This is a genomic window from Paramesorhizobium endophyticum, from assembly GCF_014640615.1.
Taxonomy (GTDB): Bacteria; Pseudomonadota; Alphaproteobacteria; order Rhizobiales; family Rhizobiaceae; genus Paramesorhizobium; species Paramesorhizobium endophyticum.
This window is the reverse complement of record NZ_BMHH01000001.1, coordinates 397,949-416,871: the sequence shown is the minus strand read 5'-3', so window position 1 is coordinate 416,871 and position 18,923 is coordinate 397,949. Positions and strand designations below refer to the sequence as shown.

The window sequence follows — 18,923 nt, the reverse complement described above, 5'->3', positions numbered from 1 at the left end:
CCCTCCCCGCAAGGGGGAGGGAAGTCATCCCGCCTTCCGCCACCTGCGCCCTTCGGTCGGCACGCCGAAGCGCGCCGGGGTGCGGGCATAGGCGGAAAGACCGCTTAAGGCCGCTAGCGGATGGGTGATCACATAGACCGGCATGGTCTTCATGATTTCCTCATGCGGCGCCTTGTCCTCGAAGGCCTCGCGGAACGAGGGGTCCCGCAACGCCGGAAGAATTCGCTGCACGATGCCGCCAGCGAGATAAATGCCGCCATGCGCCATGAAGGTGAGGGCGAAATCGCCGGCACACCGTCCGAGATAGACGACGAAAAGCTGCAAGGTCTCCTTCGCCTGCGCGGAGGTGCCGTCCAGCGCTGCGCCGGTGATTTCGGCTGGTGTCGTCAGCGCCGGCTGCACGCCGTCCGCCTTGCAGACGGCGCGGTAGATGTTCTGCAAGCCGCGCCCGCATAGCACCTGCTCAGCCGAGATACGCCCGCCGATGCGCTCCAGATGCGGGAAGATTTGCAGGTCGCGCGCCGTGCGCGGGCCGAAATCCACATGCCCGCCTTCGCCCGGCACCGGCACCCAGGTCTGGCGCGTGCGGATGAGCCCCGCCACGCCCAGGCCGGTGCCCGGTCCGAGCACGACGCGGCTGCCGTTCGGCTCGCTTTCGCCGCCGCCGATCTTTTCCAGATATTCGCTTTCGAGCGAGGTGACGGCCAGCGCCTGCGCCTCGAAATCATTGAGGATGGTGATGTCTTCCAGCCCCAGCGTCTCCATCATCTGCTTCGGCTTCAGCACCCAATGGCAATTGGTGAGGCCCACCTCGTCGCCATCGACAGGCCCGGCAATGGCCAGCACCGCCGAGCGCGGCTGGATCGAGGTGTGGTCGAGCACGGCGGTCTGGATCGCCTCGTCGATGGTCGCGTAGTCAGCCGTCTGCAGGATGGGGAACTGCTTCGGCTCCGCGTAGGAATCGAGGAGGATGGCGAACCGCGCATTGGTGCCACCGATATCCCCGACGAGAACCGGAAAGCGCAAGGTGCAGTCGACATCGGTGCTGGAGATCATGTTCATTTCCCGGTCCGCCAAAAATTTGCTGCTCTCATTCGTCAGAAGCGCGATCCTATCCGAAAGCCGGTTGGGATCGTGCCCTATGGGTGCGCCAGTTTTTCAACCAGCAATTCCGCCGTGGCGCGGTTGAGCGCCATCGGTATGTCATAGACGCTGCCCAGCCGCGTCAGCGCCTTCACGTCGACATCATGCGGCATCGGCGACAAGGGGTCGATGAGGAAGATCATCGCATGCACCTTGCCCTCGGCGATCATCGCGCCGATCTGCTGGTCGCCGCCCAGCGGCCCGCTCTTGACCCGCTCGACCGACAGGGACGGGCAGGCTTCCTGCACCAGGCCGCCGGTGGTGCCGGTCGCAACGATCCGCCAGCGCGACAGCACCACCTCATGGACGCGGGCGAAGGCGACCATGTCGTTCTTCTTCAGGTCATGCGCGATCAGCGCTATGCGGAGGGGCTTCGTCACGGGCTTATCCTAAATCGATTGAAGCCTATAGCGAAACCACCCTTCTGTGAAAAGGGCCGATTGTTGTCATACGGCGCGGCTCCCGTGGAATCATGTTTTGACGGAATCGCCAGGCAACCCCCCTCTGTCCTGCCGGACATCTCCCCCACAAGGGGGGAGATTGGCTGTCAGAACCGCTTCCGCCAATCGCCAACGCTGCAAGATAAAGCGCGTCATCAAATGAAAACCAATCTCCCCCTTGCGGGGGAGATGCCCGGGAGGGCAGAGGGGCGCGCCTCGCGATTCCATCAAACATGATCCGCTTTTCAATTCCCCGGACGCCGCGCCGGAAGCGGAACATCCGCCGGGGGCGTCGGCGGGCTGAAAGCCGCGGCGGGGGCGGCAGGCGTGGCGGCTGCTTCCTCCTCCCGGGCTGCGGTTGCCATGGCTGCCGCGCCGCCAAGCGTCACTTCCGCGATGGAGGTGGGGCCCGGCTCGGTCAGGACGCGTGCGCAGGCCGGCGGCAGGTCCGATACCATCATCGGCCTTGGCGGCTTTGCCGGTTTCGTCGGCTTGGCTGGCTTCGCCGGCTTTTTCCACGGCTCATCTGTGAACCACCAGGCGAGCGGCTTGCCGCAACCGTCATCGTTCATGTTGATCGGTTCCTGCGGCTTGCAGCCGGGCGAGCCGGGCTGGCAGGAGATGCGTACATGGAAATGGTAGTGGTGCCCCCAATAGGGGCGGACTTTCGCCAGCCAGCGGCGGTCGCCGGTGACGGTGTCGCAGAGTTTTTTCTTGATGCCGGGGTGAACGAAGATGCGCTCTACTTCCGGATAGCTCGCCGCCCGCTTCAGCAGCGCGGCGCGGCTCGCCGTCCATTTGTTCGGATCGACATACAGCGTGTCGCCCTTGAGCATCGAAACAGCGCTCACCTTCTCACGGTCCTCGTCGGTGAAACGGCGCTTAGGCATCGGCGTCAGCCAGATATCGGCGTCGAGCCCGACCTGATGCGAGGCATGGCCGGAAAGCATCGGACCGCCGCGCGGCTGCGAGATATCGCCGACGAGCAGGCCGGACCAGCCATCCTTCGCCGCCGCCTCACGCGACAGCTTCTCCAGAAGTGCAATCATCCTCGGGTGGCCCCAGCGCCGGTTGCGCGACAGACGCATCACCTGCCATGTCGGGCCGTCAACGGGGATGGCTATGCCCCCGGCAAGGCAACCCTTGGAGTAAAACCCGACCGATTGCGGCGGCGCGACGGCGGGCAGCGCCTGGCTGCCGAAAGCCTGCTTGGCCGGCATGTCCTCCGCCATCGCCAGGGGCGTGAAGTCGGAGGTGACCGTGGCCGCAAGGACGGCGGCGAGAATGGTTTTCTTCAATCGTGTAGCGATCATGGGCCGTTCCATGGCTTGGGTAGCATGATCCGAAGCTACTTAACTCTGGACGAGATCATGCGGCAAAAACTGAGGCGCGAATCAAGGCAGCCGAATTGCGGCCATTCTGCGGTGAGATGGAAAATGCGGCAATGGCGGGGCGTTGCAGAACGCGCGGAGACTCACTGCCAGTTGCCGGTCTGCCACATGGCGGAAAAGGCAGTGCGATAGTCCGGATAGGTGAAGCGGTAGCCGAGCGCCCGGATGGCGGCGTTGGAGACCCGCTTGTTCTCGCCGTAGAAGGAGCGCGCCATGGGCGTCAGTTCCGCTTCGTCGAACGGCACTTCCGGCGGCGGCGTCACGCCCATGAGCTCGGCGGCATAGGCCACCACATCCTGCGGCGGCGAGGGCTCGTCATCGGTGATGTTATAGACGCCGCCCGCATTGGTGCCCGCGAGAAAGCGCAGGGAGCCTGCGATATCGTCCACATGGATGCGGTTGAAGACCTGCTCCGGCTTGACGATGCGCCGCGCCGTGTCGCGCGTGAGATTGACGAAGGCATTGCGGCCCGGACCGTAGATGCCCGATAGGCGCAGTATGGCGAGCGGGATGCCATGCTCTTCGCCCAACCGCATCCATGCCTGCTCCGCTTCCACCCGCTCGCGGCTGCGGCGGGATGTCGGCGCGCAGGGCGTCGCCTCGTCGACCCATCTGCCCTGATGGTCGCCATAGACGCCCACGGTCGAGAGATAGCCGATCCAGCGGATGGTGTTATCAGGACGGCGCAAGGCTTCCTCCACGAGGGCGACGGCTGGATCACCCTCCTCGCCGGGGGAGATAGAAATCACCACATGGGTGGAATGGGCAAGCCGGTCCAGCAGTTCCGTCGAAGGCGTTTCGCCGTCAAACAGATGCGGCGTGATGCCCGCCTCATTGAGATTTGCGAATTTCTCCTCGCTTCGCGTGGTGCCGTCGATGCGCTCGGCTTCGCCTGCCATCCGCCGCGCAAAGGCTTGAGCCGAATAACCCGCCCCAAACAGAAAGATCCGCATCAACTCGTCTCCAGAGCATGATCCTGAACCGAAGGTCAGCGGCAGCAAAAAGCTGCAGACTTCCAGGTAAGATCATGCGGCTAAAACAAATGCCCATTCGGCCAGCACCGTAGCATCGCTTTCCGCTGCTGCCAGCCTCTCGCGCGATTTTTTGAACATATGCGGCGCAGCGAGTTGCCCGAGCGCCCAGACCGCCGCGCCGCGCACCAGCGGCGACGGGTCGGAGAGAAGCGGCTCGACCAGAGGCGACAGGCCGGCATCCTGCGAGTTGCCCGCCGCGATCAGCACATTGCGGATGAACCGGTCGCGCCCGATCCGCTTCACCGGTGAGCCGGAGAAAAGCGCGCGGAAGGCCGGGTCATCGAGAACAAGCAGTTCCGCGAGGCGGGGCGCTTTCAGGTCGTCCCGCGCCTTCAGCTTCATCTCGCTCGCGGCCTGCGCGAATTTGTTCCACGGGCAGACCGCGAGGCAATCGTCGCAGCCATAGATGCGGTTGCCGATGGCCTTGCGGAATTCGGGCGGGATCGGTCCCTTGTTCTCGATGGTGAGATAAGAGATGCAGCGCCGCGCATCGAGCCGGTAGGGCGCGGAAAAGGCATCCGTCGGGCAGGCGTCGAGGCAGGCGCGGCAGGAGCCGCAATGGTCCCTTTCCGGCTCGTCCGGCGGGATTTCGGCTGTGGTGAAGATCGAGCCAAGGAACAGCCAGGAGCCGAATGCACGGCTTACGAGATTGGTGTGCTTGCCCTGCCAGCCAAGCCCCGCCGCTGCGGCGAGCGGCTTTTCCATGACCGGTGCGGTATCGACGAACACCTTCACGTCGCTCCCCGCCCGCGCGGCAAAGCGGCTGGCGATATGCTTTAGCTTACCCTTGATGATATCATGATAATCGCGGTTCTGCGCATAGACCGAGATGGCGGCGCGGTCTTTCTCTTGAAGCACCGCGCGCGGGTCGTTTTCCGGCCCGTAATTCATCGCCAGCATCATGATGGAGCGCACTTCCGGCCACAGCACACGGGGATCGCCCCGCCGCTCAAGCGTCTCCTCCATCCATGCCATGGAGCCGTGATTGCCCTCGGCCACATACTGGCGCAGCCGCTCGCCCGCTTGCCCGATAGCGCCGGGCGTGGTGAAGGCGACCGCGTCAAACCCGGCTGCTTTCGCCTCGTCGATCAGGAAGCGCTTGAGCTTTTCGGTACTAGAAATCGAGATCGCCATAATGGGCCACCGGGGAGAGCCCGCGCACCCGGTCCGCGAGCAGGGGGCGGAAGGAGGGGCGCGATTTGACGCGCATGTACCAGTCCCGCGCTGCCGGATAATGCGCCCACTCGATCTCGCCCAGATAGTCGAGGACGGAAAGGGCCGCGGCCGCCGCCATGTCGGCATAGCTCGGCTGCGCGCCGCCCAGCCAGTCGCGCGTCGCCGAAAGCCAGTCGACATATTTCAGATGCTGGCGGATGTTGCTGCGCGCGGCGCGCAGCGCGGTTGAATCAGGCGAGCTGCCGCCCTGTTCCGCCGCCATCTGCAACTTGAACACGCGCTCGCGCGCGATATGCCGCGTCACCTCATTGTCGAGCTTACCGAGGAACCAGTCGACCAGCCGGCGCACCTCCGCCCGTTCGCTCGGGGACTCCGGCAGAAGCCGGCGGTTGCGTTTCAGCGCGCCGCGCGTCTCGTCGAGATATTCGGCGATGACCGTCGCCCCGGCGATCGGCACGTCGTTTTCGGCCAGCAGCACCGGCAGCGTGCCGGCCGGGTTGAGCGCGAGAAACTCCTTGCGCCGCGTCCATGGCTTTTCCTCGATCAGCTCGGCCTCGACGCCGTACTCGCTGAGGATCAGCCGCGCATAGCGCGAGCCTGCGGACATTGGATGGTGAAAGAGCGTCAGCATTATTGCCTGGGATGATCTTTCAATCTGGATTGAACGAAACTGGGTCGACTCCATGCCTTCCAGCATGATCCCGAACCGAAGGTCAGCGTCAGCAGAAAGTGCAGACTTTTCGGTCAGGACATGTGGCTAAGCCAAATTCCCAAACAGAATATCAAAATCCTGTTCGAGGCTGGCATTTCACCGTCCGGCGGCGTATTTCTTCCGCCGTCCGATTCCGGCTAGCCCTGTTGGGGAAACCTATAGGAGCAACAAGGGCTGGAAACAAGCGATCCCTGCCATCCTCTCACGGCACCCTTGTCAGCGAAAGTTCCCCGCATGGATATCAAAACCTTTTTCGACGCCGCGATCCTGGGTCTTCTCGAAGGCCTCACGGAATTCATTCCCGTTTCCTCAACGGGCCATTTGCTGCTTGCCGGCCATTTCCTAGGCTTCCACTCGACGGGCAAGACTTTCGAGGTGCTGATCCAGCTGGGCGCGATCCTTGCCATCCTCAGCGTTTATTTCGGCAGGCTCTGGCACTTGCTCGTCAGCCTGCCCAGCGATGCGCGCAGCCGGCGCTTCGTTCTCGGCATCCTGGTCGCTTTTCTGCCTGCAGCTGTCATCGGCGCGATGGCGCATGGCTTCATCAAATCGGTGCTGTTCGAAACACCGATGCTCATCTGCATCATGCTGATTCTGGGCGGCTTCGTGCTGCTTATCGTCGACCGCCTGCCGCTGAAGCCGCGCTATCACGACGTGATGGACTTTCCGCTTTCGCTTTGCCTCAAGATCGGCCTTTGCCAGTGCCTGGCGATGATTCCCGGCGTCTCGCGCTCCGGTTCCACCATTGTCGGCGCGCTCCTGATGGGCACGGACAAGCGTTCGGCGGCGGAATTCTCCTTCTTCCTCGCCATGCCCACCATGGCCGGGGCCTTCACCTACGACCTCTACAAGAACCGCGACATCCTGAGCCTGAACGACGGCGCGATCATCCTGGTCGGCTTCGTCATGGCGTTCATCTCGGGCGTCTTCGTCGTCCGCCATTTGCTCGATTACGTTTCCCGCCACGGCTTCACACTCTTCGCCTGGTGGCGGCTCATCGTCGGCGCGGCGGGCCTTGCGGCGCTCATGATCTGGGGATGAGGCGCAACCCGCGCCCATCTTGAAAAGAATAAAAGAAAAGGGGGCCTCGCGGCCCCTTTGTTATTTCTGGTCCGCCCATTTCGGCGGCAGTTCCTTTTTGGTGAACTGCCCCTGCTCGCGATAGCGCCAGAGATAGGAGGGGAGGATCACGTCGGTGCCGGTCGGTCGAATGCCGGCGCCTTCCAGCGTGCGGCCTTCGCGCTTCGCCTCATCAGAGACCACATTGTCATGCTGCAGCTGCGTCACCTGATCGTTGGTGATGACCGGCTTCGGCAGCAGGCCCGCCACCCCGGCGATGATGCGCGCCGCGAACCACGGGATCGGCAGCAGGATGCGCTTGCGGTTGATGACCTCAAGCATCTCCTCCATGCAGCGGCGGAAGCTCATCGCCTCCGGCCCGCCGAGCTCGTAGACGCGGCCATGCTCGACCGTGCCGTCCACCGTCCGCGCGATCATATCGGCGACATCGCCGACATAGACCGGCTGGAACAGCGTCTTGCCCCCGCCGATCAGCGGCAGAAAGGGCGAGAAGCGCGCCATATTGGCGAATTTGTTGAAGAAGCCGTCCTCCGGCCCGAAAATGATCGAGGGGCGGATGATGGTGGCATGCGGCAGCACCTCATGCACCGCCTTTTCCGCCTCGCCCTTGGTGCGGGCATAGGCCGAGGCCGAATGCGGGTCCGCGCCGATGGCGGACATATGGGTCAGCGGGATGCCCTTTTCCTTCGCGGCTTCCGCCACCGCGCGCGCGCCGGCCAGCTGCACCGCGTCGAAGCGCTGGGCTCCGCTTTCGGAGAGGATGCCGACAAGGTTGATCACGTGATCCGCGCCGCGCAGCGCCAGCTCGATCGACTGCGGATAACGCAGATTGGCCTGCACGGTCTGGATCTGGCCCAGATTGCCAAGCGGCTGAAGATAGGGCGCCAGCGTAGGGTTGCGCACCGCGACGCGCACCCTGTATCCGCGCTTGGCGAGCGCCGCCACCACATGGCGGCCGACAAAGCCCGACCCGCCAAAGACGGTGACGAGTTTCGGTTTGTTGAGAAGACCTGTTCTCTCGACGGCCATGGCACAATCTCCTGCAATCAATGAAGCGCATCGGCTTTTATCTGCGGCTCATGTAATGTTTTTTTGTGCGCGCCGAAAGAGGACATATGTTCCCATACGTGTTTCCTCTTTGCGTTTCACGGTCCGCCTGCTAAATCGCGCGCATGAGCACACCATTGGACCATATTCGCAACTTCTCCATCGTCGCCCATATCGACCATGGGAAATCCACCCTTGCCGACCGGCTGATCCAGTTGACCGGGGGGCTGGACATGCGCGAGATGAAGGAGCAGGTGCTCGACTCGATGGATATCGAGCGCGAGCGCGGCATCACCATCAAGGCCCAGACCGTCCGCCTGCATTACAAGGCGAAGAACGGCGAGGATTATGTCCTGAACCTCATCGACACGCCGGGCCATGTCGACTTCGCATATGAAGTCTCCCGTTCGCTTGCGGCCTGCGAAGGCTCGCTGCTTGTGGTCGATGCCAGCCAGGGCGTCGAGGCGCAGACGCTCGCCAATGTCTACCAGGCCATCGACAACAATCACGAACTGGTCGTGGTGCTGAACAAGGTGGACCTTCCCGCCGCCGAGCCGGAACGCGTCCAGCAGCAGATTGAGGAAGTGATCGGCATTGACGCCTCCGACGCAGTGCTGATTTCGGCCAAGACCGGCCTCGGCATCGAGAATGTGCTCGAGGCCATCGTTGAGAAACTGCCCCCGCCCAAGGCCGGCGACCGCAACGCCCCCTTGAAGGCCATGCTGGTCGATAGCTGGTACGACGCCTATCTCGGCGTCATCGTGCTGGTGCGCATCATCGACGGCGTGCTGAAAAAGGGCCAGACCATCCGCATGATGGGCACGGACGCGAAATATCCGGTCGAGCGTACCGGCGTCTTCACGCCCAAGATGGTGAATGTCGACGAACTCGGCCCCGGCGAGCTGGGCTTTATCACCGCCTCCATCAAGGAGGTGGCGGATACCCGCGTCGGCGACACCATCACCGAGGACCGCCGCCCGACCGAACATATGCTGCCGGGCTTCAAGCCGGCGCAGCCGGTGGTGTTCTGCGGCCTCTTCCCCGTCGATGCGGCGGATTTCGAGGATCTGCGCGCCGCCATGGGCAAGCTGCGCCTCAACGACGCCAGCTTCTCCTTCGAGATGGAAACCTCCGCCGCGCTCGGCTTCGGCTTCCGCTGCGGCTTCCTTGGCCTGCTCCATCTCGAAATCATCCAGGAGCGGCTGGAGCGCGAGTTCAACCTCGATTTGATCGCCACCGCTCCATCGGTCGTCTACCGCATGCAGATGACCGACGGCACGGTGAAGGAACTGCACAACCCCGCCGACATGCCCGATGTGGTAAAGATCGCGGCCATCGAGGAGCCATGGATTCGCGCCACCATCCTGACGCCGGACGATTATCTCGGCTCCATCCTGAAGCTCTGCCAGGAACGGCGCGGCATTCAGGTGGATCTCTCCTATGTCGGCCCGCGCGCCATGGTCACCTATGACCTGCCGCTCAACGAGGTGGTGTTCGATTTCTACGACCGCCTGAAATCGATCTCCAAAGGCTACGCATCCTTCGACTATAATCTGTCGGAATATCGCGAAGGCGATCTGGTCAAGATGTCGATCCTCGTCAATGACGAGCCGGTCGATGCGCTCTCCATGCTGGTCCACCGCTCGGCGGCGGAAAAGCGCGGCCGCGTGCTGTGCGAGAAGCTGAAGGAGCTGATCCCGCAGCACATGTTCAAGATCCCGATCCAGGCCGCCATCGGCGGCCGCATCGTCGCCCGCGAAACCATCTCGGCCCTGCGCAAGGACGTGACCGCCAAATGCTACGGCGGCGACGTCACCCGCAAGCGCAAGCTTCTGGAAAAACAGAAGGAAGGCAAGAAGAAGATGCGCCAGTTCGGCAAGGTGGACATCCCGCAGGAGGCGTTCATTCAGGCGCTCAAGATGGGGGATAGTTGAGGGCGCTGCGGCGCCCTTTCCATTCCCATGGCCATCCGCTTAATCCTCTGCGCTCTTCCTTTTCTGGTGGTCGCCTGCGCTTCGCCCGCGCCGCATCCTCCTGCTCCGGTCGTGGTGCACGCACCCCCGTCCACTGAGGGCATCAAGCCGCTGACAGTCGAGCAGGATGAGCAGATCGGGCAGTAGATTTGTGAACGCGGGGCCTGGAGCCCGTCGCGGCGCTGAGATGCCACTGCTCCCTTGCCGTGGATCCCTGGGGTCAAGCCCGAGGATGACGACTGTAGGAGTCGAAGGTGCGTCGACGGCAGGCGCGGCGGTTGGACATTGGCGATTTCGTCCCTCCCATCGTCATCCTCGGGCTTGACCCGAGGATCCACGGCAAGGGGACAGAGACAGTTTTGTCATTCGCAACCGGATCAAACACGCGACTCGTAAAACAGGCCTCGACCTATTCTACAAAACTTATCCCACAGCCCATAATCTCCCCTTATCCTTCCCCTCAGTTCTTCCCGCGGGAACGCGGCTCGCGACGGCGGGTCTCGCGGGGAAGGACCGGCGCCTCCGGTGTGCTGCTGACGTAGCGGCGCGCCCGGGGAGGCTCCGTCCAAGGGTTCCCCTGCCGGGACTACGCCCGGTGTGTGCTGGACGAGCACTTAAGGGGGAGGGCGGTTTGTCCTTTTCTGAAGCGGAACGGGCGGAGACGAAAATCGCCGGACGGGCGGTCTTGTGATCGCAGTCAATTAAATGACGAGCGCTCGCAAGACCGCCCGTTTTCCTGTTCCTGGTTTGAGGATGTTCTTTCTCAACAACCAGACGCGAGATGCGGGTGTGGTAATGCACCCCGCTGCAAAGACCTGTTCATGACCAGAAAAAAGCTATGCCCTACCGAACAGCGGTTCGACTATGAGAATTTCGTCTATATCCAGCCGCTGCGAGCCGAGCACCAGACTGACGAGCAATATGAGGCCCACTGCCGAATTCATCGGGAACGCGCGGTAACATTGGGCATATTGCGTGGAGCTGCACAATACGCCGCGACCGTGCTCGGGTATCACCGCGATTGTGACCTTGCCATCTGCAGGCGCGCCGGCGCCTGCAAGGGCCGTCGGCGGGAGGATGATTGGCTCTATCCTTATCCGGTCGCGCCGCCCTGTGGTACAGGCGAGCGTATGGAACCGCTACGAGCGGCTGTGCGCCGCATTCAGGACGCTTTCGGCGAGGGCAACTGCACCATCACCGCGAGCTACGTCATCCTCAAATGCGGGCGCGATGTGATAACTGGCGAGGCGTGACCGTCACATCCTCCCGCCCTTGACCGCCCTCCATTTTCCGCCTATCTCATATCCAGCAAAATTCGTTGGGGTGCCGAAAGGCTGAGAGGTGCTAACGCGCCAACCCATTGAACCTGATCCAGGGTAATACCTGCGTAGGGAACGGAGTTTGGCTCGTCGAGGACCGGGAATTATTTTCCCGTTGGAAGCATAGCTCCATTCAGTTCGAGGCGGCTCGAGTTCCGTTCGGGAATGAGAGCGCCATGACGAGAACCGAACAGCCACGTGCCTTTTCCACGTCGGCCATACCGATCTGCCTCACCATAGCGGGCACCGACCCATCCGGCGGGGCGGGCATTCAGGCGGATATCAAAGCCTTCTCCGCGCTCGGCGTTTATGCTGCGTCGGTCATCACCGCCGTCGTTGCGCAGAATACACGGGGCGTCACCGCCGTGCAGGATATGCCGCCTGCGATGGTCGCCGCGCAAATGGATGCGGTGTTCGGCGACCTTTCCGTCGATGCGGTCAAGATCGGCATGTTGTCCGTGCCGGAAACCATCGAAACGGTGGCGCGAGGGCTTACGGGCTATACAGGGCCTATCGTGCTCGACCCCGTCATGGTGGCGAAATCCGGCGACCGGCTCCTGAGCCTCGAGGCCATTTCCACCTTGCGCGACAAGCTTCTGCCCCGCGCCACCTTGCTCACCCCCAACCTGCCGGAAGCCGCCTGTCTGCTCGATTGCGAAGTCGCTGAGAGCGAGAGCGAAGCTGTGGAACAGGGCAGGGCGCTGCTGGCCTTGGGCGCGGAGGCGGTTCTGATGAAAGGCGGCCATAGCCGGACGGAAAATTGCACCGACATCCTCCTCCGCGCCGGCGCCGAACCCTTACGGCTGACCGCTCCGCGCATCGATACGCGCAACACCCATGGCACCGGCTGCACGCTCTCCTCGGCCATCGCCGCAGAACTCGCAAAAGGGCTGCCGCTCGAAGACGCCTTCATCGCCGCCCATGCCTATCTGCAGGGCGCGATCCGCGCCGCCGACCGGCTCCGCGTCGGCTCGGGCAACGGCCCCGTGCATCATTTCCACGCCCTTTGGACCATGGGAGCCAGGCCATGAACATCATCCTCAATGGCAAGCCGCATGAAACCTCTGCGGCCACGCTCAACGCGCTGCTCGCCGAACTTGATCTCGCCGAGGCCGTCGTCGCCACGGCGCTCAATGGCGAATTTGTTCGCGCGGCGAAGCGGGGCGAAACCGCCCTTCACGACAATGACCGGGTGGAGATTCTCGCACCCATGCAAGGAGGCTGAAATGGTTGAATTTTACGGTACCCCAGTTGCGAGCCGGCTCATGCTCGGCACCGCGCGCTATCCTTCGCCAGCTATCCTTGCCGATGCGGTGCGCGCGTCGGGCACCAGCATCGTCACCGTGTCGCTGCGGCGCGAAACCGGGCCGGACAAGCAGGGACAGGAGTTCTGGGCGCTGATCAAGGAGCTTGGCGTGCAGGTGCTCCCCAACACAGCCGGTTGCTACACCGTGCAGGAGGCCGTCACGACGGCGCATATGGCGCGCGAGCTGTTCGGCACGTCATGGATCAAGCTGGAGGTGATCGGCGACAAGGACACGCTGTGCCCGGATATGTTCGGGTCGGTCGAAGCCGCCCGTATTCTGGCGGAGGATGGCTTCGAGGTGTTTCCCTACATGACCGAGGATCTGATCGCCGCCGAGCGGCTGGTCGAGGCGGGCTGCAAGGTGCTGATGCCCTGGGCCGCGCCCATCGGCTCGGGACGGGGCCTCAACAATCTGTTCGGCTTGAAGACGCTTCGCGCTCGGTTTCCCGGCATTCCGCTGGTGGTCGACGCCGGTATCGGCGTCCCCTCGCATGCGGCTCAGGCGATGGAGCTGGGCTATGACGCCGTCCTCATCAACACCGCCGTCGGCAAGGCGGGCGATCCGGTGAAGATGGCGAAAGCCTTCGCCATGGCGGTGGAAGCCGGGCGGCTTGCCTATGAGGCCGGTCCTATCGAGGCGCGGGAAGTGGCGACGCCCTCTACGCCATTTGTCGGCAAGGCGGCGCTCTAGATGTTCTGGATCCCTTCACCCTCGTGGTTCGAGGCTCATTCCGCTTCGCTCCAATCGCACCTCACCATGAGGGTGAAGGGGCGTCGGCGCTCTACGGTCCTACACATGAAGAGCGAAGCGTTCAGTAGCCCTCATCCTGAGGTGCTCGTGCAGCGTAGCGAAACGAGCCTCGAAGGGCGAGGGCGCTTGGCGCTTCTGCCAAAGAAAGAAACACTCAGATGACGCTCGATCCGTTCTATCCGATCTTCGATTCCACCGCCTGGCTGGAGCGGCTGCTACCGACGGGGATCAAGCTCGTGCAATTGCGCATCAAGGACAAGGCTGAGCCGGCATTGCGCGATGAAATCCGCCGCGCCCGGGATCTCTGCGCGTTTTATCAATGCCAGCTGATCGTCAACGATTTCTGGCGGATCGCCATCGAGGAAGGCTGCAACTATGTCCATCTCGGCCAGGAGGATCTGGATGGCGCGGATATCGAGGCCATCCGCAAGGCGGGGCTGAAGCTCGGCGTCTCCAGCCATGACGAGGCGGAGCTTGAACGGGCCTTGATCGTCGCGCCCGACTATATCGCCCTCGGCCCGGTCTACCCGACCATTTTGAAGAAGATGAAGTGGGAGCAGCAGGGGCTGGAGCGGCTGACTGAATGGAAGGCGCGCATCGGCAATATCCCGCTCGTCGCCATCGGCGGCATGAATGTCGAGCGCGCGCCCGGCGCTTTCGCGGCGGGGGCCGATATCGTCTCCGTCGTGACAGACATCACCTTGAATGCCGACCCGGAGGCGCGGGTCCGGCAATGGCTTGAAATCACCCGTCCTTACAGCAATGGAGCTTTCCAATGAGAAAGATTGCGCTCGGCCTGTCCATGGCGGCGAGCCTGATGATGGCCTCGTCCGCTTATGCCGATGACAAGCTGAAACTGATCCTCGACTGGTATGTGAACCCGGATCACGGGCCGATCATCGTCGCCGACAAGCTTGGTTACTTCAAGGATGCGGGGCTCGATGTGGAAATCGTCGCGCCCGCCGATGCCTCGACGCCTTCCAAAATGGTGGCCGCCGGGCAGGCCGACGTTGCCGTGTCGTATCAGCAGCAGGTTCACATGCAGGTGCATCAGGGCTTGCCGCTCATCCGCGTCGGCACGCTTATCGACTCGCCGCTCAACTGCCTGATGGTGCGCGACGACGGCTCGGTCAAATCGATCGAGGATTTAAAGGGCAAGAAGATCGGCTATTCAGTCGCGGGCGTCGAGGAAACGCTGCTCGGCACCATCCTCGCCAAGCATGGGCTCAAGCTCTCCGATGTCGAACTCGTCAATGTGAATTTCTCGCTCGCGCCGTCGCTGATGTCGAAACAGGTCGATGCTGTCATGGGCGCCTATCGCAACGTGGAACTGAACCAGATGGCGGTGGAGGGCGTGCCTGGCAAGTGCTTCTTTGTCGAGGAGGAAGGCGTGCCTGTTTATGATGAGCTGGTCTATGTCGCGAACAAGGACAAGCTCGACAAGGCGGAGAAGGATAAGATTTCCCGCTTCCTCGCCGCGACCGAGAAAGCCGCGCAATATATCGTCAACCATCCGCAAAAGAGCTTCGAAAGCTATGCCTCCTACAGCACGGAGCTGAACGACGACCTCAACAAGCGCTCATGGGCGGATACGGTCGCCCGCTTCTCGCGCTCGCCCGCCGCGCTCGATTATGGCCGCTGGAGCCGGTACGAGGCCTATCTGAAAGAGAACGGCCTCGTCCCGTCCATCTTGGCCGTAGATCAATTCGCCATCGATGTGAACGCACCCGCCGGGAGCGACAAGCCATGAGCCAGCCGCAACTCCATTATTCGTCGGAATTGTTTACAAGGCTCCGCGCGGCCACGCTCGATGATTGGAAGTCCTATGTCGAGCACGACTTCCTGCTGAAGCTCGGCAACGGCACGCTGCCCAAGACCGCCTTCCTGCATTATCTGAAACAGGATTATGTGTATCTGCATCATTATGCACGGGCATGGGCACTCGGCGTCATCAAGGCGCGGACCTTGCAGGAAACGCGCCATTGCGCAAGCACCATGCACCGGCTGGCGGTGACGGAACTGCCGCTGCATGTCGGTATCTGCGCCCGCGAGGGGATCGGCGAAGAAGAGCTGTTCAACACGAGGGAAGAACCGGAGAACCTCGCCTATACCCGCTATGTGCTCGATTGCGGGCAGGCGGGAGATTTCCTCGATCTCCTGACCGCGCTCGTTCCCTGCGCGCTCGGCTATGGCGAGATCGGCCTCAACGTCGCCGCCACTGCTATATCAGGCACGCCCTATCAGGAGTGGATCGACACCTATGCCGGCCCCGGCTATCAGGACATGTGCCACACGGTCGGCAAGCTCTTCGATGAAGCCGCAAAGGACCGCATCGGCACGGATTTCGAGCAGAGCCCGCGCTGGCCGCAACTCTGCCAGATCTTCGCAACCGCCAGCAGGCTCGAGGCGGATTTCTGGCAGATGGGCTTGAAAGCAGTTTCAGGAAAAGTGGGAACCGGTTTTCCGTCTGAAACTGCGGTCGCACAAAAATGAAGGCGGCGTAGGTGCTGGCAAATCGCTCCCGCCTGAAACGCATCGCCGACGGGGTTCTGTCGGCGGTCGCGGTGCTCGTCGTCTGGCAGGCCACGGTAGGCATCGGCCATATGCCGCGCTTCATCCTGCCGGGGCCGCTCGATGTCGCCCGCTCGCTCATCGACAATGCCACGCTCATCGCTGATAATGCGGCCGTCACCATCGGCGAGGTGCTGGGCGGCCTTTTCCTCGGCAGCGTGGTCGGCATCTTGACGGCAATCGGGCTGATGATGTCGCCGCTCGCGCAGCGGCTGGTCATGCCGGCGATGATCTTCAGCCAGGCAATCCCGATCTTCGCACTCGCGCCGATCCTGACGCTATGGCTCGGCTATGGCCCGGCGTCGAAGATCGCCGTCACGGTGCTGATGATCTTCTTCCCCGTCGTCTCCACCTTCTTCGACGGCATGAGCCGGACAGACAGGAACCTCATCGATGCGGCGGAAATTCTAGGCGCGAAGCGGCTGACAATCCTCCTGCGCATCCGCATTCCCTCGGCTTTCCCCGCGCTCGCCTCCGGCCTCAGCCTCGCCGCCGTCTATGCGCCCATCGGCGCGGTGGTGGGGGAATGGGTCGGTGCGTCAAAGGGGCTTGGATATTTGATGCTGCTCGCCAACGGACGGGCGAAAGTCGACCTGATGTTCGCCTGCCTCTTCGTGCTCGCGGCCTTCACCATGCTGTTGCACAGCATCGTTTCGCATGCCGGAAAACGTCTGGCTGCCTGGCCCAGAAAACCCGCAAAATAAATATAAAACAGCGCGAAACAGCCGAGTTGAAAGAAGACTCTTCTACAACCGTTTGCTATGAAAATGCATCGACGGCAAAAGCAGCAAACGTCGAGCCAGCCGACGTACTGACGAGGATAGGCCGCGTCAGCATTGGCAGTGCCTCGCCGTCGATACGGAGTGATAACTATGGGCTATTCCGTGCCTATAATCGTCACGCTTGAGATAAGGAAAACCCGCACAGGCTGGACAATCCGTGTGCGGGTTCAATTCCTAGTCTGAGCGTCAGGTTCAGGGGCGAAAGCTCCTGAACCGCTCCGCTAATTTACTGCATCAGCCGGTCGTTTTCAAGAACTTAAGTATTCCCCGTCCGCCCGATACTCACGCTTCCCTTGCCAAACATCTGTCGGAAAAGCGCCTCCGAACGCGCGACGCCTTCTTCAGTAAGCCAGACGGATTTTGCCTTGCTGACGGGATTGCCGATAAAGCCCTTCTCCTGAAGGCGGTTCAACGCATTCCAATCGAACCCCTTCCAGGCGCGGCCGTCGCGGTCAAGCGTCAAGTAAAAAAGCGCGAGAACGGCGTTCGTCTACCTTGTCCTCATCGAAATCCATCTGGGATCTCCCCTTCGCTACAAATCCGCTCCCTTATAGTCCACACAATCGAGAGACTGGACAAGCTGCGATGAGAAAGGTGCCACCGGCCCGGGAGACGGTGGCAGTCAGGCTGGTCAAGCCAGCGTATAAGCCGTCTTGACCACCGTATAGAACTCGGCGGCGTATTTGCCCTGCTCGCGCGGTCCATAGGACGAGCCTTTGCGGCCGCCGAACGGCACGTGGAAATCGACGCCGGCGGTCGGCAGATTGACCATCACCATGCCCGCTTCCGCGTTGCGCTTGAAGTGCGTGGCGTATTTGAGGCTCGTCGTGGCAATGCCCGAGGAGAGGCCGAACGGCGTGTCGTTGGCAAGCGCGAGCGCCTCTTCATAATCCTTGACGCGGATGACGGACGCCACCGGGCCGAAGATTTCCTCGCGGCTGATGCGCATGTCGTTGGTCGCTTCGGTGAAGAGCGTCGGCTGCAGGTAGAAGCCCGGCGTCTCGCGCTCGATCCGCTCGCCGCCGAAGGCAAGCTTGGCGCCTTCCTGTTTGCCGATCTCGATATAGTCCATGTCCTGCTTCAACTGCTTCTCATCGACGACAGGGCCGATATGCGTGCCGGGCTTCAGCGCGTTGTCGACGACGAGGCCTTTCAAACGTTCGGTCATCGCCACGACGAATTTGTCGTGGATGCCCTCGGTGACGATGATGCGCGAGGAGGCGGTGCAGCGCTGGCCTGTGGAGAAGAAGGCCGAGTTGACGGCGGCTTCGACGGCCACGTTGATGTCGGCGTCGTCGAGCACGACGAACGGGTTCTTGCCGCCCATTTCCAGCTGGAACTTGCGGTTATGCTCGATGGAGGCCGCCGCCACGCGCTTGCCCGTGCCGACCGAGCCGGTGAAGGTGATGGCGTTGACATCGGGGCTGTCGAGCATGGCCTGCCCCACGATCGAGCCCTTGCCCATGACGAGGTTCAGCACGCCCTTCGGCAGGCCTGCGCGGTGCAGGATGTCGACGATGGCCCAGGAGCAGCCCGGCACCAGTTCGGCCGGCTTGAACACGATGGTGTTGCCGTAGCAGAGCGCCGGCGCAATCTTCCACGCGGGAATGGCGATGGGGAAGTTCCACGGCGTGATGATGCCGACGACGCCGACCGCTTCGCGCGTGACCTCGACGCCGATGCCCGGGCGCACGGACGGGATGGTCTCGCCCGCAAGGCGCAACGCCTCGCCGGCAAAGAAATCGAAAATCTGACCGGCGCGGACGGTCTCGCCGATGCCCTCGGCAAGCGTCTTGCCTTCCTCGCGCGAGAGCAGGCGGCCCAGCTCTTCCTTGCGGGCGAGGATTTCATCCGCCGCCTTGCGCAGGATGGTGTGGCGCTCAAGGATGCCCGAGCGCGACCAAACCGGGAAGGCGGCCTTGGCGGCGGCGATGGCGGCCTTGGTCTCTTCCGCGCCTGCGCCCGCGAACTCGCCGACGACATCATTCGTGTCGGACGGATTGATGTTGGGCACGCCGCTCTCACCGATCCATTCGCCATCAATCAGGTTCTTGTGAAATGTCATTTTGCCCGTCCTTCCGTTCATGCCTTGCGGCGGCGGCACCGGCGCGGAATGATTGTCCCGAAGCGTCCGATGCGTCGATTGAATATGCAGATTGCAATGAAGATTGCCGTAGTTACCTACGCCCCGGGCCGGG

The 18,923-nt window shown here is 62.5% G+C and carries 18 protein-coding genes, 1 pseudogene and 1 riboswitch; of the genes and pseudogenes, 10 read left to right on the top strand and 9 right to left on the bottom strand.

Annotated features, from left to right (window positions below):
- Positions 1-24: 24 nt before the first annotated feature.
- The 6 genes from IEX53_RS01995 to IEX53_RS01970 form a co-directional block, all read right to left on the bottom strand.
- Positions 25-1,056, bottom strand: a complete 1,032-nt coding sequence (locus IEX53_RS01995; protein WP_188820905.1) for a glucokinase — start codon at positions 1,054-1,056, stop codon at positions 25-27.
- 83 nt (positions 1,057-1,139) lie between these two features.
- Positions 1,140-1,523 carry a methylglyoxal synthase gene (locus IEX53_RS01990; RefSeq protein WP_188820903.1) on the bottom strand — a complete coding sequence of 128 codons (384 nt, stop codon included), beginning with the start codon at positions 1,521-1,523 and terminating at the stop codon, positions 1,140-1,142.
- Positions 1,524-1,828: 305 nt separating this feature from the next.
- A complete protein-coding gene (gene mepA, locus IEX53_RS01985; RefSeq protein WP_188820901.1) occupies positions 1,829-2,896 on the bottom strand; it encodes a penicillin-insensitive murein endopeptidase in 1,068 nt (355 codons plus the stop codon).
- Positions 2,897-3,057: 161 nt separating this feature from the next.
- Positions 3,058-3,927, bottom strand: a complete 870-nt coding sequence (locus tag IEX53_RS01980) for an SDR family oxidoreductase (RefSeq protein ID WP_188820899.1) — start codon at positions 3,925-3,927, stop codon at positions 3,058-3,060.
- A 72-nt stretch (positions 3,928-3,999) separates the two neighbouring features.
- The gene (gene queG, locus IEX53_RS01975; protein ID WP_188820896.1) at positions 4,000-5,142 is read right to left on the bottom strand and encodes a tRNA epoxyqueuosine(34) reductase QueG; all 1,143 of its coding nucleotides are present in this window, start codon (positions 5,140-5,142) and stop codon (positions 4,000-4,002) included.
- On the bottom strand, positions 5,123-5,815 hold the full coding sequence (locus tag IEX53_RS01970) for a glutathione S-transferase family protein (RefSeq protein WP_188820895.1): 693 nt from the start codon (positions 5,813-5,815) through the stop codon (positions 5,123-5,125). The genes queG and IEX53_RS01970 overlap by 20 nt, the downstream gene beginning before the upstream one ends.
- A gap of 315 nt (positions 5,816-6,130) precedes the next feature.
- Here IEX53_RS01970 and IEX53_RS01965 point away from each other — a divergent pair, with 315 nt between their 5' ends.
- Positions 6,131-6,937 carry an undecaprenyl-diphosphate phosphatase gene (locus IEX53_RS01965; protein ID WP_188820893.1) on the top strand — a complete coding sequence of 269 codons (807 nt, stop codon included), beginning with the start codon at positions 6,131-6,133 and terminating at the stop codon, positions 6,935-6,937.
- Positions 6,938-6,997: 60 nt separating this feature from the next.
- On the opposite strand, the gene IEX53_RS01960 is transcribed toward IEX53_RS01965, so the two are convergent.
- Positions 6,998-8,005 (bottom strand): complex I NDUFA9 subunit family protein, encoded by a 1,008-nt coding sequence (locus IEX53_RS01960; RefSeq protein WP_188820891.1) that lies wholly within the window; start codon positions 8,003-8,005, stop codon positions 6,998-7,000.
- Positions 8,006-8,148: 143 nt separating this feature from the next.
- Between IEX53_RS01960 and lepA the strand changes: the two genes are divergently transcribed.
- The 9 genes from lepA to IEX53_RS01915 all read left to right on the top strand — a co-directional run bounded on the left by lepA (position 8,149) and on the right by IEX53_RS01915 (position 16,647).
- Complete coding sequence (lepA, locus tag IEX53_RS01955; protein ID WP_188820889.1) at positions 8,149-9,957, top strand: translation elongation factor 4; 1,809 nt, start codon at positions 8,149-8,151, stop codon at positions 9,955-9,957.
- A gap of 860 nt (positions 9,958-10,817) precedes the next feature.
- Positions 10,818-11,249 (top strand): hypothetical protein, encoded by a 432-nt coding sequence (locus IEX53_RS01950; protein WP_188820886.1) that lies wholly within the window; start codon positions 10,818-10,820, stop codon positions 11,247-11,249.
- 56 nt (positions 11,250-11,305) lie between these two features.
- Positions 11,306-11,407, top strand: a riboswitch (TPP riboswitch).
- A gap of 84 nt (positions 11,408-11,491) precedes the next feature.
- Complete coding sequence (thiD, locus tag IEX53_RS01945; RefSeq protein ID WP_188820885.1) at positions 11,492-12,346, top strand: bifunctional hydroxymethylpyrimidine kinase/phosphomethylpyrimidine kinase; 855 nt, start codon at positions 11,492-11,494, stop codon at positions 12,344-12,346.
- Positions 12,343-12,540, top strand: coding sequence for a sulfur carrier protein ThiS (gene thiS, locus IEX53_RS01940; RefSeq protein WP_188820883.1), 198 nt, complete (start codon positions 12,343-12,345; stop codon positions 12,538-12,540). The genes thiD and thiS overlap by 4 nt, the downstream gene beginning before the upstream one ends.
- A gap of 1 nt (position 12,541) precedes the next feature.
- Complete coding sequence (locus IEX53_RS01935; protein WP_188820881.1) at positions 12,542-13,312, top strand: thiazole synthase; 771 nt, start codon at positions 12,542-12,544, stop codon at positions 13,310-13,312.
- A 218-nt stretch (positions 13,313-13,530) separates the two neighbouring features.
- The gene (locus IEX53_RS01930; RefSeq protein ID WP_188820879.1) at positions 13,531-14,151 is read left to right on the top strand and encodes a thiamine phosphate synthase; all 621 of its coding nucleotides are present in this window, start codon (positions 13,531-13,533) and stop codon (positions 14,149-14,151) included.
- Positions 14,148-15,122, top strand: a complete 975-nt coding sequence (locus tag IEX53_RS01925) for an ABC transporter substrate-binding protein (protein ID WP_188820877.1) — start codon at positions 14,148-14,150, stop codon at positions 15,120-15,122. The genes IEX53_RS01930 and IEX53_RS01925 overlap by 4 nt, the downstream gene beginning before the upstream one ends.
- On the top strand, positions 15,119-15,865 hold the full coding sequence (tenA, locus tag IEX53_RS01920; protein ID WP_188820875.1) for a thiaminase II: 747 nt from the start codon (positions 15,119-15,121) through the stop codon (positions 15,863-15,865). Before IEX53_RS01925 ends, tenA begins: the two co-directional genes overlap by 4 nt.
- Positions 15,866-15,876: 11 nt before the next feature.
- Positions 15,877-16,647, top strand: a complete 771-nt coding sequence (locus IEX53_RS01915; protein ID WP_188820873.1) for an ABC transporter permease — start codon at positions 15,877-15,879, stop codon at positions 16,645-16,647.
- Between the two features lie 334 nt (positions 16,648-16,981).
- Here IEX53_RS01915 and IEX53_RS23740 read toward each other — a convergent pair.
- Together IEX53_RS23740 and IEX53_RS01910 are read right to left on the bottom strand one after the other, a co-directional pair.
- Positions 16,982-17,240, bottom strand: a pseudogene (locus tag IEX53_RS23740) (DUF6429 family protein).
- A gap of 116 nt (positions 17,241-17,356) precedes the next feature.
- Positions 17,357-18,790 carry an aldehyde dehydrogenase family protein gene (locus tag IEX53_RS01910; RefSeq protein ID WP_188820871.1) on the bottom strand — a complete coding sequence of 478 codons (1,434 nt, stop codon included), beginning with the start codon at positions 18,788-18,790 and terminating at the stop codon, positions 17,357-17,359.
- Between the last annotated feature and the right edge of the window lie 133 nt (positions 18,791-18,923).